The sequence below is a fragment of the Accumulibacter sp. genome (genome assembly GCF_031732815.1).
In the GTDB taxonomy this organism is placed as follows: Bacteria; Pseudomonadota; Gammaproteobacteria; order Burkholderiales; family Rhodocyclaceae; genus Accumulibacter.
Genome location: NZ_JAVMKF010000120.1, coordinates 15,308 through 29,416 on the forward strand (window position 1 = coordinate 15,308; position 14,109 = coordinate 29,416).

At 61.6% G+C, this 14,109-nt stretch carries 9 protein-coding genes; 3 read left to right on the forward strand and 6 right to left on the reverse strand.

All coding sequences use genetic code 11. From position 1 onward, the window contains the following. Positions 1–7: 7 nt before the first annotated feature. From RKP46_RS08740 to RKP46_RS08750, 3 genes are all read left to right on the forward strand, one after another. Positions 8–1,528, forward strand: coding sequence for a fumarate hydratase (locus RKP46_RS08740; protein ID WP_311106287.1), 1,521 nt, complete (start codon positions 8–10; stop codon positions 1,526–1,528). Positions 1,529–1,608: 80 nt separating this feature from the next. Continuing rightward, entirely contained in the window at positions 1,609–2,394 is a 786-nt protein-coding gene (murI, locus tag RKP46_RS08745) for a glutamate racemase (protein ID WP_311106288.1), read from the forward strand. Positions 2,395–2,409: 15 nt separating this feature from the next. Further along, the gene (locus RKP46_RS08750; protein WP_311106289.1) at positions 2,410–4,044 is read left to right on the forward strand and encodes a peptide chain release factor 3; all 1,635 of its coding nucleotides are present in this window, start codon (positions 2,410–2,412) and stop codon (positions 4,042–4,044) included. Between the two features lie 113 nt (positions 4,045–4,157). On the opposite strand, the gene RKP46_RS08755 is transcribed toward RKP46_RS08750, so the two are convergent. The 6 genes from RKP46_RS08755 to nuoL all read right to left on the reverse strand — a co-directional run. Beyond that, positions 4,158–5,315, reverse strand: coding sequence for a two-component system response regulator (locus RKP46_RS08755; RefSeq protein ID WP_311106290.1), 1,158 nt, complete (start codon positions 5,313–5,315; stop codon positions 4,158–4,160). Positions 5,316–5,342: 27 nt separating this feature from the next. Next, a complete protein-coding gene (locus RKP46_RS08760) occupies positions 5,343–8,531 on the reverse strand; it encodes a response regulator (RefSeq protein ID WP_311106291.1) in 3,189 nt (1,062 codons plus the stop codon). 215 nt (positions 8,532–8,746) lie between these two features. Further along, on the reverse strand, positions 8,747–9,307 hold the full coding sequence (locus tag RKP46_RS08765; RefSeq protein WP_311106292.1) for an NUDIX hydrolase: 561 nt from the start codon (positions 9,305–9,307) through the stop codon (positions 8,747–8,749). A gap of 61 nt (positions 9,308–9,368) precedes the next feature. Further along, positions 9,369–10,853, reverse strand: a complete 1,485-nt coding sequence (gene nuoN, locus RKP46_RS08770; protein WP_311106295.1) for an NADH-quinone oxidoreductase subunit NuoN — start codon at positions 10,851–10,853, stop codon at positions 9,369–9,371. 27 nt (positions 10,854–10,880) lie between these two features. Then, a complete protein-coding gene (locus tag RKP46_RS08775; protein ID WP_311106293.1) occupies positions 10,881–12,365 on the reverse strand; it encodes an NADH-quinone oxidoreductase subunit M in 1,485 nt (494 codons plus the stop codon). 22 nt (positions 12,366–12,387) lie between these two features. Beyond that, a partial coding sequence (nuoL, locus tag RKP46_RS08780; protein WP_311106294.1) for an NADH-quinone oxidoreductase subunit L occupies positions 12,388–14,109 on the reverse strand: 1,722 nt, incomplete at its 5' end.

Genomic DNA, 14,109 nt, shown 5'->3' on the forward strand with positions numbered 1-14,109 from the left:
GCCTGAAATGACGACTATCAAGCAGGAAGATTTTATCCAGAGCATCGCCGATGCGTTTCAGTACATCAGCTACTACCATCCGCTCGACTACATCAAGGCGCTGGGCGCCGCCTACGAACGCGAGCAAAGCCCGGCCGCCAGAGACGCCATCGCGCAGATTCTGAGCAACAGCCGGATGTGCGCCGAAGGCCGCCGGCCAATCTGCCAGGATACCGGCATCGCCGTCATCTTCCTCAAGGTTGGCATGCAGGTGCACTGGGACGCTACCCTTTCCGTGCAGGAAATGTGCAACGAAGGCGTCCGGCGAGCCTACAACGATCCGGACAACAAACTGCGCGCTTCTGTCCTGCTCGACCCAGCCGGGGCGCGCAGGAACTCGAAGGACAACACGCCGGCCGTCGTGCATTGCGAAATCGTCCCCGGCCACCATGTCGAGGTCATCTGCGCGGCCAAAGGTGGTGGTTCAGAAAACAAGACCAAGTTCTACGCGCTCAATCCGTCCGACTCGATCGTGGACTGGGTGCTGAAGACCGTGCCGACGATGGGCGCCGGGTGGTGCCCGCCGGGAATCCTCGGCATCGGCATTGGTGGCACACCGGAAAAGGCCATGCTGTTGGCAAAGGAAGCGCTGATGGCACCGGTGGACATCCATGAGCTGATCGCGCGCGGCGCGAGCAACCGCGTCGAGGAACTACGGCTTGAGCTGTACGACAAGGTCAATGCACTTGGCATCGGCGCGCAGGGGCTCGGCGGACTGACGACGGTTCTCGACGTCAAGATCCTCGACTACCCGACGCACGCGGCCAGCCTGCCGGTCGCCATGATCCCGAACTGCGCGGCAACTCGACACGCGCATTTCCACCTCGATGGCAGTGGCCCGGCACACCTGACGCCACCCGACCTCGACGAGTGGCCCAAGGTCAACTGGACGCCGGACACTGAAGCTTCGGCACGGGTCAATCTCGATACGTTGACCCCGGCCGAGGTCGCCGCCTGGAAGCCGGGGCAAACACTGCTGCTCAACGGGAAGATGCTGACCGGGCGCGATGCGGCGCACAAGCGCATACAGGACATGCTGGCCAAGGGCGAGAAACTGCCGGTCGATTTCACCAACCGGGTGATCTACTACGTCGGCCCGGTCGATCCGGTCCGCGATGAAGTTGTCGGTCCGGCCGGACCGACAACGGCGACCAGGATGGACAAGTTTACCGAGATGATGCTGGCGCAGACGGGATTGATTTCGATGGTCGGCAAGGCCGAGCGCGGGCCGACGGCGATCGAAGCGATTCGCAAACACAAATCGGCTTATCTGATGGCGGTCGGCGGCGCAGCCTATCTCGTCGCGAAGGCCATCCGGGCAGCGCGCGTCGCCGGTTTTGCCGACCTCGGCATGGAGGCCATCTACGAATTTGAAGTGCGAGACATGCCGGTCACCGTCGCGGTCGATTCAAACGGCACATCGGTGCACGACACCGGGCCACGCGAGTGGCAAGCCCGCATCGGCAAGATTCCGGTCACCGCCGGTTGAGCGTCTGGTCCGGTAGACTGGCAAGCCGGGCGCACGCCGGCTTGCTCTTTTTCTGTTGAAGCGAATTTCCGGGTCGCCGAATGATCGGGGTTTTCGATAGTGGTCTTGGCGGCTTGTCGGTGCTCGCCGCGATTGCCGACGGATTGCCGCGCGCCGACCTGGTCTACCTGGCCGATACGGCACACGTACCCTATGGCGACAAGGACGACGCATACATTCGCCAGCGTGTGCTACGCATCGGCACACACCTGGTTGACCAGGGTTGCCGGGTCGTCGTCGTCGCCTGCAATACGGCGACCGCAGCCGCGGTGTCGGCGTTTCGCGAGACCTACCCGGCGCTGCGTGTGGTCGGCGTGGAGCCCGGGGTCAAGCCGGCGGCTGCCGCCTCGCGCAGCCGGCGGATCGCCGTTCTGGCGACGGATTCTACCGCTCGCAGCCAGAGACTGGCACAGCTCATCGAGCGCTACGCAGGCAGTGTCGAGGTTCGGGTCGCGGCTTGCCCAGGCTGGGCAACGCGCGTCGAGGCGCTGCGCCTGACCGACGGCGACTTCGTCGAAGAAGCACGCGCTCATCTCGACCCACTGCTCAACTTCGGCGTCGATCAGATCGTCCTCGGCTGCACGCACTACGCCTTCCTGCGTCCGACGTTGGAGCCTATCGTCGACGGCAAGGCGACGCTGGTCGACGTGGCGGATGCCGTCGCCCGCCAGTGCATTCGCCTGGCTGACGCGGCGAACAGCGGCAGCGGCAGGCTGACGCTCGCCGCCACCGCGCAACCCGAGCGCCTGCAGGCTGCGCTGCCGGTGCTCGGGCTGAAACGCCTCGCCCGCCGCCTGCAGCAGCCGGCGCACCTTGTTGTTGCATGAGATGATCGGGAAACCATGAGCACGCCTTTGGCGGTTGACGGCGAAAGCGCCGTCCAAGCTGCAGACCTGCAACGCGATGTCGCCCGGCGACGGACGTTTGCCATCATTTCACACCCCGACGCCGGCAAGACGACACTCACCGAAAAGTTGCTGCTTTTCGGCGGAGCGATTCAGTTGGCGGGCACCGTGAAGGGGCGCAAGAGCGCCCGCCACGCGACCTCGGACTGGATGGAAGTGGAAAAGCAGCGCGGCATCTCGGTCACCAGTTCGGTCATGCAGTTCGAGTATCACGGGCATACCATCAACTTGCTCGATACACCCGGCCACGAGGACTTTTCCGAAGACACCTACCGCGTGCTGACCGCGGTCGATGCCGCAGTCATGGTGATCGACGCGGCCAAGGGCGTCGAGGCACAGACGATCAAGCTGCTCGACGTGTGCCGTATGCGCAACACGCCGATCATTACCTTCGTCAACAAGCTTGATCGGGAAGTACGCGAGCCCTTCGACCTGCTGGAGGAAATCGAGCGCGTACTGGCGATCGAATGCGCGCCGATTACCTGGCCGGTGGGCATGGGCAAGACCTTCGGCGGCGTCTATCACCTGCTCGACGACCGACTCCTGCACTTCGCTCCCGGCGAAGAGAAACGCAGCGACTCCGCTTGGCTCGAAGGCTTGGCCAACCCGCTTCTCGACAATCGCTTTCCCGGAGAAATCGGGCAACTGCGTGAGGATGTCGAGCTGATCCAGAGCGCCAGCAGCCCCTTCGACCTGGTGAGTTTCCTGGCCGGGCACCAGTCGCCTGTTTTTTTCGGATCGGCGATCAACAACTTCGGTGTGCAGGAAATTCTGCAGGCCTTGCTCGACTGGGCGCCACCGCCACAGGAGCGCGACGGCGGGAGCCGCAGGGTTCACCCGGCGGAGAGCAGTTTCAGCGGCTTCGTGTTCAAGATCCAGGCCAACATGGACCCCAAGCACCGCGACCGCATCGCTTTCCTGCGCGTCTGCTCCGGCCGCTACGCACCGGGCATGAAGGTGAAACACCTGCGCCTCGAGCGCGAGATGAAGCTGGCCAACGTCCTCACCTTCATGGCCAACGAAAGGCAGTTGATGGACGACGCCGTTGCCGGCGATATCATCGGCATCCACAACCATGGCAACCTGCACATCGGCGACACGCTGAGCGAAGGCGAAGCACTGGCCTTCAAGGGCATACCCTATTTCTCCCCTGAGCTCTTCCGCGTCGCTCGCCTGCGCGACCCCTTGAAGAGCAAGCAACTGCTCAAGGGCTTGCAGGAACTGGGCGAAGAGGGTGCCATCCAGGTGTTCGAGAACCTCGCCAGCGGTGCGCTCCTGCTCGGTGCGGTTGGCAGCTTGCAGTTCGAGGTCGTCGCGCACCGCTTGCAGACGGAGTACAAGGTCGATGCGCTCTTCGAAGCGGCGGACATCTACACGGCCCGCTGGCTGACCTTTCCCGACGCGACAACGCGGCGCAATTTCGAGCGTGAACAGTTTCAGCGCCTGGCAAAGGACGTGGACGGCAACCCGGTATACCTGGCGAGCACACGCTACAACCTCGAAGTCACCAGCGAAAAGTGGCCGCGTGTCGGATTTCACAGTTCACGCGAGCACGGCCAGTTGTTCGCCTGAACGGCGATTGGCGGGCGGGGACAGGACAGCAAGCTGCTGTGGCGGCTGCCACCAGCGTCTTCCAAGCTCGCGTCAATACCGGGCGTCGGACGGGGAAACCTCGGCGCCAGCGGCTAGGCGTCGACGGCAACGGCTTGCGCGAGGAACTCGATCTTCTTTTGCAAATCGTCGGCGGAATCCGGAAAACGCTCGGCAATGCGCCTGAACTCATCCTGTATCCTGACAAACGCATCGACCATGTCAGGATCGAAGTGCGTCGCGCGGCCCTCGACGATGATCTTTACCGCCTGCTCGTGGGACATCCGCTCCTTGTATACCCGACGACTGATCAGAGCGTCGTAGACATCGGCGATCGCCATCAGACGCGCCGATACCGGAATGCAATCGCCTGACAGCGCTTCCGGGTAGCCGCTGCCATCCCACTTCTCCTGGTGGTAGAGCGCAATTTCTTTCGCGATGGTGAGAAACTCGACTGGCGTCCCGAGCCAGTTTTCGGCCAGCTGTATCGCGTCACGACCCAGCAGCGTGTGACTCTTCATGATTTCGAACTCTTCCGGTTCGAAGCGGCCGGGTTTGAGCAGGATGCGGTCGGGGATTCCGACCTTGCCGATGTCGTGCAGCGGGGCAGATTTGAAAAGAACCTTGATGTTCTGGTCGGTCAGGAAATCGGTGAAGCGAGGGTGGGCGCGCAGACTCTCGGCGAGGACCTTGACGTAGCGTTGAGTACGCAAGATGTGTTTGCCGGTTTCAGCGTCACGGGTTTCCGCCAACGACGCCAAGGCAAGGATGGTGACGTCCTGGACGGCCTCGAGGTCGCGCGTTCGGCGCTCGACCTCGGCGCGCAAGAAGTCGTTCTTGCTGCGCAGGAAGTCGGCGCTGCTCTTCAGCGAAAGCTGTGTGGCAACGCGCGCCAGGAGGATCGGCGGGCTGATCGGCTTGGTGATGTAGTCGACCGCGCCAAGCGCCAAACCCCGCTGCTCGTCCTCGAGTTCCGTCCGGGCAGTGAGAAAAATCACCGGAATGTCGGCCGTCCGCGGATCTGTCTTGAGCCGCCGACAGACCTCGTAGCCGTCGATGTCGGGCATCATCACATCGAGCAGAATCAGATCGGGTGGTGCGGCGGAGGCGGCGATCTGCAGCCCGCGGTCGCCTCGGTTGGCGACCTTCACCTTGTACGTCTCTTTCAGCAAGGCCGACATCAGCGCCAGATTGTCGGGCGTATCGTCGACGACGAGGACCGTTGCCTTTTCGTTGAAGTCGAGAATCTCCATGCGTCTCCGTCTATTCCGTCCACTCCTTCACACGGCCAGCCCGACTGCCGCCGCCGTCTCGCGCAAGGCATGCAAGCCGGCGTCGTAATCGAAACGATTCACCGCACTCTCGATCGCCCGGTAGCTGCTGCCGAACGCAGTACGCAGGAGGTTGGCGTGATTTGCCAGGAAGTCGCCTGCTTCGGCATCACTTTCCGCGAGAAGCGCTGCCAGCCGGCGGCAGATAGCCTGCAGATGGGCCTTGTCGATCAGCGCCGTGCCCTCATCGGCCGTGCGTGGCGGCAACTTCTGCGACAACTCGGCAACCAGCTCGGCGAGTATTCTAGCGGCAGATTCCAGCCGTGCATCGATCAGTTCGCGCGCCAGTTTCGTGCCGATCACTGCTTCCAGTTTGGCTGCCTCGGCTTGCAAGTCGCCGGCGCCGATGCTTCCCGCCACTCCCTTCAGACTATGCGCCAGGCGCTCGGCGGTACCCCAGTCGTCGGCATCGAGCGCGGCAGCAATCTCGCCCGCTACCGTCCGCTGCCCATCAACAAACTTGCGCAGCAAGGAAATGTAGAGCGGCTTCTTGCCCAATACGCGGCGCAAACCAACCGCTGCATCCAGACCACGAAGCGTCGTCAACACGGCGTCGTCGTCCGGCTCGCCCGGCAACTGCGCGGCGACGGCTTGCGCTGCCGCCTGTCGCGGAACAACCCATTTGATGAGCGCCTGCCACAGTTCTTCCGGTTCAATCGGCTTGGCGACGAAGTCGACCATTCCAGCCGCCATGCACCTCGCCCGGTCGCTCGGCAGCGCGTTGGCCGTCATGGCAACGATCGGCAAGCCACGACACGCCGGCAGTGAAGTGATAGCGCGTGTCGCCGTTACACCGTCCATGATCGGCAAATGCATATCCATGAAAACGATGTCGTACGTGCGGGTGCGCGCCTTGTGCACCGCCATCTGCCCATCGACGGCGAGATCGACCACCAGACCCGCCCCGGTCAACAACTCGGTCGCCACCTGTTGGTTCAGCTCGTTGTCCTCGACGAGCAAAACCTGCGCACCCTGGATGGTCGACATGCGCTCGTCCACCGCACGCGGGATCAGCGCTTGCGGCAGCAGTTCGCTGCGCTCGCCGCCAATCAGTCGCATCGCAGTGTCGAAGAGCAGCGATGCATTGACCGGTTTGAGTAGAACGTCGCGCACGCCAACCGTCGCTGCCTGCTCGAGCACTGCTTCGGAGCTGTCGGCGGTAACTATGACGATATGCGGCGGAGCCGGCAGGGAAAGCAGGTGAAGCTGCTGAGCTGTCTCCAGCCCGCCCATTTGCGGCATCCGCCAATCGAGAAACACGATCTCGTAGGGACCATTGCACGCGGCCAACGCAACCTGCTCGACAGCCGCTGCACCGCTCGCCACGTCGTTGACGACAAAAGTCATCGTTCTCAGGAGGTCACGCATGACCGTGCGAGCGGTTCGGTTATCATCGACCACCAGGACCTTCCTGCCGCGCAGGTCCGGACTGGGCAGCAGAGGGCGAACGCCGTCGGCGGCGCGGCCCAGGCGAGCGGTAAACCAGAAAGTCGAGCCCCTGCCGTATTCGCTGCTGACGCCCACCTCGCCACCCATCAGTTCGACCAGTTTCTTCGAAATTGCCAGACCGAGCCCTGTTCCGCCGAACCGCCGCGTGGTCGACACATCGCCCTGGGAAAAGCTCTCGAAGAGCCCCGCCATCTGCTCCTTGCTCAGGCCGATTCCGGTGTCCTGCACGGAGAAATTGAGCACGAGTGCCTCGTCAGCAAGCTCCTGAACAGTAACGCGGATTGCCACCTCTCCTTGATCAGTAAACTTGACCGCGTTGTTTCCGTAGTTGATCAGGACCTGACCCAGACGCAGCGGGTCTCCAACAAGAACAGGTGGTACCGCGGGATCGACATCGATCACCAGTTCGAGGTCCTTCGCACTGCTCTTCTCAGCGATGAGGTTGGCTACGTTGTCGAGCACTTCCTCGAGCGCGAACTCGGTCTCCTCGATCGACAGCTTGCCCGCCTCGACCTTGGAGAAATCGAGGATATCGTTGACGATGCCGAGCAGGTGCTGGCCGGAATCCTGGATTTTGCGCGCGTAGTCGCGCTGGCGTGGGGTGAGTTCGGTCTTCGAGAGCAGATGCGCCATTCCGATGATCGCATTCATCGGGGTACGTATCTCGTGGCTCATGTTGGCCAGAAAGGCTGTCTTCATGCGCGTCGTTTCTTCGACCAGCCCGGTCTGTTCAGCGTGGACACGGCGCACCAGATCCTCGGCAGCACGCCTTTCGCTGATGTCGCGAAAAACAACAACCGTGCCGATCAGCTTTTCCGCCTTGTAGAGCGGCGTCGTCGCGTATTCGACGATCAGCGGGCTGCCATCGCGTCGCCAGAGGACTTCGGAATCGACCTTGCGCGGCAGCCCGTCGCACGCAGTCAGCCGCATGGCGCAGCACTCGTAGGGAAGCTCGCTCCCGTCTGGGTAGGCGTAGTGAATCAGTTCATGCAGCGGCCGCTGGGCGAGTTCTTCGTTCGTGTAGGCGAGCAGCGCGGTGACCGCCGGATTGGCAAACATCATCCGGCCGCTCAGGTCGATGCCCAAGATTCCCTCGCTGACTGCACCGAGAATCAGGCGGCTGTGTTCCTCCAACTCGGCAAGCTCGCCCGCCTGTTTCTCCAGTTGCGCTGCCTGCTGCTGCGTCGCTTCGAGCAGCCGGGTGGCGCGCGTGCTGCGCTCGATGATTTCGAGGCTCATGGCAACGATCGGCAGAAGCCCGTCGAGCAGATCGGTCTGCTGTTCATCGAGCGCCCGCAAGGTCGCCAACTCGATCACCGCCAGGGGTCGGTCCGAGCGCATCACCGGCACGAGCATCGTTCCCAAGGAGATGGCCGACGCGTTGGCGGATGCCAGCTTGTCCAGCGGGACGTGGCTCAGAAACTGGCGCGCACCGCGCGCTGCGCAGTCGCCTACCGGGCCGTCCCCCACCCTGACCAGCGGGCTCGGACAGGCCGTGGTGCCGTAGGTCGCAATGGCTTTGAGCGTCGCACGGTCTTCGGTAACGATGTAGAACGTGCCTCGCTCGGCGCACAAGAGCGGCGCCAAGCCTCCCATCAGCTTTTCGGCGAGTTCGGTAAAGGTCCCAGCGTCGCGCAGGAGACCGGAAACCAGCGCAAGGTTGGATCTGATCCAGCGCTCGGCGGCCATTGCCTGTTCCAGACTGTCCAGCGCAGAAGCAGCCTTCGCCTCGCCGCCGCACGCCGGCGCCAGTCGATGCGGACGCTCCAGGTGCTGAGTAGTGCAGGGCGCGACTGGCGGGTCGCTGCCTGGGGCCCGCCGCCGGGACCGAGTTCGCCAGATCATGGCGAGAAGGACGCCGGCGAGCAACAAGAGGCAAATGAGGCCAGGGCTCAAGACTGAGCTCACCAGCCGGAAACAAGCACCTTCTCGGCCCAGAGCAACCCGCTCAAGGTCTTGGCATCGGTAATCCGGCCGTCGCGAACGGCCTCCAGGGCTTCCGGCAGAGTCAGCGAAAACACGTCGATGAACTCATTGTCGTCAAGCGCGCGCGGCGAGCCGCGGCGTACATTACTCGCCAGAAAGATCTCGATCCGTTCGTCCGAGTAGCCGACGCAGGGATGCATCACGCCAAGGTGCCGCCACTGCTCGGCTACGTAGCCCGTCTCCTCGCGCAGTTCCCGGCGCGCGGTGTCGGCCGGCGCTTCGCCGGGATCGATCTTGCCCGCCGGCAATTCCAGGAAGGCACGCTGCAAGGGGTAACGGTACTGGCGAACAAAGATCAGGCGCTGATCGGCGCGCTGGGCAATGACGACGGCCGCACCCTGATGTCGGATGTACTCGCGTAGCGTACTCTCGCCATCCGGCAGGCGGACTTTATCGCAGCGCACATCGAGCAGGTTTCCGCGGAATACCGACGTGCCCGCGATCTCCACTTCACGCAAGTGTTCGTAGTCGTCTTCCATGGGCAAACTCACAACAAAAAAGCCCCGCCGAGGCGGGGCGTCCGGATCAAGGCGAGCACGGTCATAGCCACAGCGACCGGGCCAGCGTGTAGTGGCAGACAGACATCAGCCTGCCGGGGAATATGCCGAGCATCGCCACCGCCAGACCGTTCGCTGAAAGCAGGATCTTCATGTCGATCGGTGCCTCGATCGGCGCCAGGCTTACCGGCGGATCGAAATACATGATCTTGACGACGCGCAGGTAGTAGAAACAACCGATCAGCGAGAAAGCCACGGCGGTGATCGCCAGCCAAAGGTAGCCAGCGGCAACGACAGCCTGGAGAACCGAGAACTTGGCAAAAAACCCGACGAAGAACGGAATTCCGGCCATTGAAAACATCATCATCATCATTACCGCGGCAAACCAGGGGCTACGCTTGTTCAAACCCTTCAGGTCGTCAAGATCGTCCGACTCCAGCCCGCCACGCGCCAGGAGGAGAATGATCCCGAACGTGCCGGCGCTGGTCAGTACATAGGTGATGACGTAGAACATCGACGAACTGTAGGCGTTGAGGCCGAAGCGGGCGTCACCCCCAACGACGCCGGTGACGATGCCGAGCAGCATGAAGCCCATGTGCGAGATCGCCGAGTAGGCCAGCATGCGCTTCAGATTGGTTTGTGCGATGGCTGCGATGTTGCCGATTGCCATCGACAGAACCGAAAGCAGGATCAACATCGTCTGCCAGTCCTGCGCCAGCATGAGCAGTCCATTAGCCAGCATGCGAATGACGATCGCGAAGGCGGCCAGCTTTGGAGCTGTCGCGATGAACAGGGTAACCGCCGTCGGCGCGCCATGATAGACGTCGGGAATCCACATGTGGAAAGGAACGACGCCCAGCTTGAAGGCGATGCCGGAGACCACGAAGACCAGACCAAAAACCAGAATCGTTCGCTCACCCTGATAGCCCATGCTCATCAGGCGCTCGGCCACGGCGGTAAGTTCCAGCGTGCCCACTGCTCCGTAGATCATCGACATACCGTAGAGAAGCAGGCCGGAGGCAAGCGCGCCAAGGACAAAATACTTCATCGCCGCCTCGGTGGCCGGAACGGAATCGCGATTCATCGCGACCATCGCGTACAAAGAAAGCGAGAGGAGCTCGAGACCGATGTAGACCGAGAGAAAGTGATTGGCCGATATCATGACCATCATGCCGAGAGTGGCGAAGAGCGCGAGGACGTAGTACTCGCCTCTCGCCATTTGCTCACGCTCCAGAACGTAGCCCCGCGAGTAGAGCAGAACAACGACCACGGTGAGGTAGAGGAGCAGCTTGAGCACGTCGCCGAGCAGGTCGGCAATGTACATGTTACTGAAGGTGAAGCCGACGTCATTCGAGGCGGTAGTCAGGGTGACCGCCGCTGCGCCGATCAGGGTCAGTTGGGTGGCCAGGAAAGTCACCGTTCGCTTGCGGTCCCTGACAAATAGATCAAGGATCAGGACGACGCACGCCATGAACAGCACGAAGATCTCTGCGCTGGCTAGGCGCAGATCGGGCATCTGAAACTGCAGATCGGCAAGAGTCATAGCGGCTACCAGTTATTGGATCTTGCTCAAGGCAACGTGACGCAACAGTTCATTGACCGAGCTGTGCATGATTTCGGTGAAGGGCTGCGGATAAAGACCCATAGCCAGCGTACCGACGGCAAACAGCACGAAGACCAGGAACTCGCGCGGATTGATATCAGTCAGTTCGGCCACGTGGTGATTGCTGACGGCGCCGAATATGACGCGCTTGTACATCCAAAGCGTGTACGCTGCCCCGACGATCATGGTCGTCGCAGCGGCAAACGCGATCCAGAAGTTGTAGCCAACCGCGGCCAGAATGACCATGAACTCGCCGACAAACCCGGAAGTCGCCGGCAGCCCGGCATTGGCCATGGCAAAGAGCATGAAGAACGCAGCGAACTTCGGCATTCGGTTTACCACGCCACCGTAGTCAGCGATCTGCCGCGAGTGCGCGCGGTCGTACATGACGCCGATCGAAAAGAACATTGCTCCAGAAACGAAGCCGTGCGAAATCATCTGGACCAGAGCGCCTTCGATCGCCAACGCGCTGAACATGAAGAAACCGAGCGTGACGAAACCCATATGGGCGATCGAAGAATAGGCAACGAGCTTCTTCATGTCGTCCTGGACCAGCGCGACGAAGCCAATGTAGATAATGGCGATCAGGGATAAACCGACCACGATGCCCGCCATTGCGTGCGAAGCGTCCGGAGCGATCGGCAGCGAGAAGCGGAGAAATCCGTATGCACCGAGCTTCAAGGCGATCGCAGCCAGAACGATCGAGCCACCGGTCGGTGCTTCGACGTGCGCATCAGGTAGCCAGGTGTGTACCGGCCACATCGGTACCTTGACCGCAAAGGCGACCAGGAAGGCCAGGAAGAGCCAAGTCTGGGCATTGAGCGCAAGCGGCATCTTGTGCCAGTCAAGAATGGCAAAACTGCCGCCCGACTGCATGTAGAGATAGAGCAGCGCGATCAGGAAGAGCAGGGACCCGAAGAGGGTAAACAGGAAGAACTTGAACGCCGCGTAAACCCGCCGCGGACCTCCCCAGATACCGATGATCAGATAAAGCGGGATCAGCGAGGCTTCGAAGAAAACGTAGAACAGCACGCCGTCGAGGGCTGAAAAGATCCCGTTCAGCAGACCCGACATGATCAGAAAGCCGGCGTTGTACTGCGCGACCTTGCTTTCGATCACTTGCCAACCAGCGAGGACGACGGTGACCGTGATGAAGCTGTTCAGGATCACGAAGGGCATCGAGATACCATCGACGCCGAGATGGTAGTTGGCGTTGAAACCCTTTATCCAGGGCGTGAGCTCGACGAACTGCATCGCCGGCGTACTCATGTCGAAGCCCGTATAGAGGGGAATCGTGACCAACAAGCCGGCGAGTGCACCGATCAGCGACAGCATCCGGGCCAATGGTGCATTGCGATCAGAGCCCGTCGCCAATACGACCAGACCGGCGAGGATCGGAACCCAGATGGCAAGAGAAAGAAGCGGCGTGCCTGACATATCGTTCCCAGTCTTCCTCAGCTCAGGCGCGCGTGACCCACAGGGTCATCAGAATGAACACGCCGATAATCATCGTAAATGCGTAGTGATAGATGTGCCCCGTCTGGAAAAGACGAACCAGCGTCGCAAACCAGGCAACCAGACGGGTTGCTCCATGGACGATCACGCCATCGATCAGACCGGCGTCACCGCCCTTCCATAGTCCTTTGCCGAGCAGGCGCGCGCCGCCGGCAAAAACGACCTCGTTGAAGCGGTCGAAGTAGTACTTGTTGTCGAGCAGCGTGTAAATGAAGCCGCTACGCTCCTTGATCGCAGCTGGAATATCCGGGCGCTTCATGTACAGGAACCATGCGCTGGCAACGCCGAGCAGGGCGAGCCAGAAGACCGGCGTACTGACCGCGTGTGTGGCCATCGCAAAGGCACCGTGGAAGTGATGCGCGAGTTCAACCATGACCGGGTGCGCTACCGAGTCAACGACGATAGCACCCTTGAAATAATCTCCAAAGAGCATCGGTTCGATCGCGACATAGCCAATGATCACTGAGGGAATCGCCAGCAGGATCAACGGCAGCGTTACCACCCACGGGGTCTCGTGCGGCTTCTGGCCGGGGGCCAGGCCGTGGTGCTCCTCGCCGTGCGCCTGATCAGCGTGGTGCGCGCCGTCCTCGTCGTGTCCCGCCGAGTGAGCGTGCGCTGCATCGTGCGCTGCTGCGTGCGCGGCCTGGTGCTCGTGGTGCGCCGCCTTGCCAAAGCGTTCCTCGCCGTGAAAAACGAGGAAATACATCCGGAAGGAGTAGAAGGCGGTGACGAAGACGCCCGCCATTACGGCGAAGTAGGCAAAACCAGAGCCCGGCAGATGAGACAGGGCTACCGCCTCGATGATCGAATCCTTGGAATAAAAGCCAGCAAAGAACGGGGTACCGATCAGTGCGAGCGATCCGATCAATGACGTGATCCAGGTGACCGGCATGTACTTGCGCAGGCCACCCATATTCCGGATGTCCTGATCATGATGCATGCCGATGATCACCGAACCTGCGGCGAGGAAGAGGAGCGCCTTGAAGAAGGCGTGCGTCATCAGATGAAAGATCGCCACGGAGTAGGCCGAGGCGCCCAGTGCAACCGTCATGTAGCCGAGTTGTGACAGGGTCGAATAGGCGACGACGCGCTTGATATCGTTCTGGATGATGCCGAGAAAGCCCATGAAGAGTGCAGTGACCGCGCCGATGACGATGACGAAGGAGAGTGCCGTGTCGGACAACTCAAAGAGCGGCGACATGCGCGCAACCATGAAGATGCCAGCTGTCACCATCGTCGCAGCATGGATCAGGGCCGAAATCGGCGTCGGACCCTCCATCGAATCCGGCAGCCACACGTGCAGCGGCACCTGCGCCGACTTGCCCATTGCACCGACGAAGAGCAGGATACAGATGGCCGTGAGCAGGGACACCCCGGCCTTATCGGCGCCAAACAAGGTGACCGTTTCGCGGGCAAGGGCAGGCGCCTTGGCGAAGACGGCCGCATAGTCAAGCGTGCCGAAGTAGGCGAGAACCAGGCCGATGCCGAGAATGAACCCGAAGTCGCCGACGCGATTAACCAGGAAAGCCTTCAGATTGGCGAAAATCGCACTCGGCCGCGTGTACCAGAAGCCGATCAGGAGATAGGACACGAGACCGACAGCTTCCCAACCGAAAAAGAGCTGCATGAAGTTGTTGCTCATGACCAGCATCAACATCGAGAAGGT

Excerpts from the sequence above, each read along its gene's own strand:
- RKP46_RS08760 (WP_311106291.1), bottom strand. The coding sequence starts at position 8,531 with ATGGCCGCCGAGCGCTGGATCAGATCCAACCTTGCGCTGGTTTCCGGT.
- RKP46_RS08750 (WP_311106289.1), top strand. The coding sequence starts at position 2,410 with ATGAGCACGCCTTTGGCGGTTGACGGCGAAAGCGCCGTCCAAGCTGCA.
- RKP46_RS08775 (WP_311106293.1), bottom strand. The coding sequence starts at position 12,365 with ATGTCAGGCACGCCGCTTCTTTCTCTTGCCATCTGGGTTCCGATCCTC.
- RKP46_RS08740 (WP_311106287.1), top strand. The coding sequence starts at position 8 with ATGACGACTATCAAGCAGGAAGATTTTATCCAGAGCATCGCCGATGCG.
- murI (WP_311106288.1), top strand. The coding sequence starts at position 1,609 with ATGATCGGGGTTTTCGATAGTGGTCTTGGCGGCTTGTCGGTGCTCGCC.
- RKP46_RS08765 (WP_311106292.1), bottom strand. The coding sequence starts at position 9,307 with ATGGAAGACGACTACGAACACTTGCGTGAAGTGGAGATCGCGGGCACG.
- RKP46_RS08755 (WP_311106290.1), bottom strand. The coding sequence starts at position 5,315 with ATGGAGATTCTCGACTTCAACGAAAAGGCAACGGTCCTCGTCGTCGAC.